Below are 1,323 nucleotides of genomic sequence, written 5' to 3' on the forward strand. Positions count from 1 at the left end.
CCTCATTCTCGAACTCTTCTACTGCTGGTGAGGCGGTTGTTTTCTGGCCACAAACCGCATAAACAATCGTTCTCATTTGCATAAGCGCTTGTATTTGAAGCGCTTTTTTTCCTCTCCTGCCTTGTCTCTGTCACACACTTGCTGAACAATAGGGGTTACCCCAAGTTCATGTGACGGAGATCCCCCCAATGAAAGGCGACGCCAAAGCGATTGAGTTCCTCAACCGTGCACTCGGCAATGAGCTGGTTGCCATTAACCAGTACTTCCTCCACGCCAAGATGTACCAGGATTGGGGCTTGCAGGCACTCTATGCCAAGGAATATCACGAATCCATCGACGAGATGAAGCATGCGGACATGCTGGTCGAGCGCATTCTGTTCCTGGAAGGCATTCCCAACCTGCAGGATCTGGGCAAGCTGATGATTGGTGAAAACACCAAGGAAATGCTGGAATGCGATCTCAAGCTTGAGCAAATGGCTGTGCCAGACCTGCGTGAAGGCATTGCTTATTGCGAATCCATCCAGGATTACATCAGCCGTAACCTGCTCAAAGATATCCTCGAATCCGAGGAAGAGCATATCGATTGGCTGGAGACCCAGCTCGGTCTGATCGATAAAGTCGGCCTGGAAAATTACATGCAAAAACAAATGGCTGCCGCAGAAAGCTGATTGCCGAACTTTTAACCGATCTACGCTTGACTCACCGCGGGGCTTTCGGAATAATGCGCAGCCTCTCGCGGCGTTACAGCAACGAGATTTGCACCGGTAGCTCAGCTGGATAGAGCAACTGGCTACGAACCAGTAGGTCGGGGGTTCGACTCCCTCCCGGTGTACCATACGAATAAAAGAAGGCTCCCAATCGGGGGCCTTTTTTTATGCCGCTCTGCGGCCGCTGCACGCCTCACCCTTCATGCCGCATGCAACAGGCTCGCAGGCTCAACGCTGTCCGAGCAGGTACGACCCCCAAGTCTTCCCGACGCCGTATTGCACTTCATTCCATTGCGATATTTTTTACTCTACGGTCTGGATAAATCTGGCCTGCACGCCGTCGATTGATCAAAACCACCAACCGGTTCCTCGCATGCCTCATTGCGGGTTGTCGACAATCTGTCTACATTGCCTTTAACCCCGCGAGAGCAATACCGGCTCACAAGGCCACCATGATGCCCGCCCAAACGGCGACGCCTTTCGCTCTCGCACGCGGTGACTGAATCCGCTTTTGGAACCAAAAGGAGTGTTCCATGAACGCTATGATGGCTCAGGGTGTCGAACTCATGCTGGTTGGCATGGGTGTCGTGTTTGTTTTTCTGATTGTGCTGGTGGC

Annotated in this window: 2 protein-coding genes and 1 tRNA gene; 2 read left to right on the forward strand and 1 reads right to left on the reverse strand. The window is 52.5% G+C overall.

Annotated features, from left to right (window positions below):
- Positions 1 to 188: 188 nt before the first annotated feature.
- On the forward strand, positions 189 to 668 hold the full coding sequence (bfr, locus tag A3730_RS02580) for a bacterioferritin (RefSeq protein ID WP_063519670.1): 480 nt from the start codon (positions 189 to 191) through the stop codon (positions 666 to 668).
- Between the two features lie 90 nt (positions 669 to 758).
- Positions 759 to 835: transfer RNA gene (locus A3730_RS02585), tRNA-Arg, on the forward strand.
- 180 nt (positions 836 to 1,015) lie between these two features.
- Here the strand turns inward: A3730_RS02585 and A3730_RS32465 are convergent.
- On the reverse strand, positions 1,016 to 1,323 hold a 308-nt coding region (locus A3730_RS32465), incomplete at its 5' end, for a hypothetical protein (RefSeq protein WP_231883818.1).

The organism is Alcanivorax sp. HI0044, assembly GCF_001634945.1.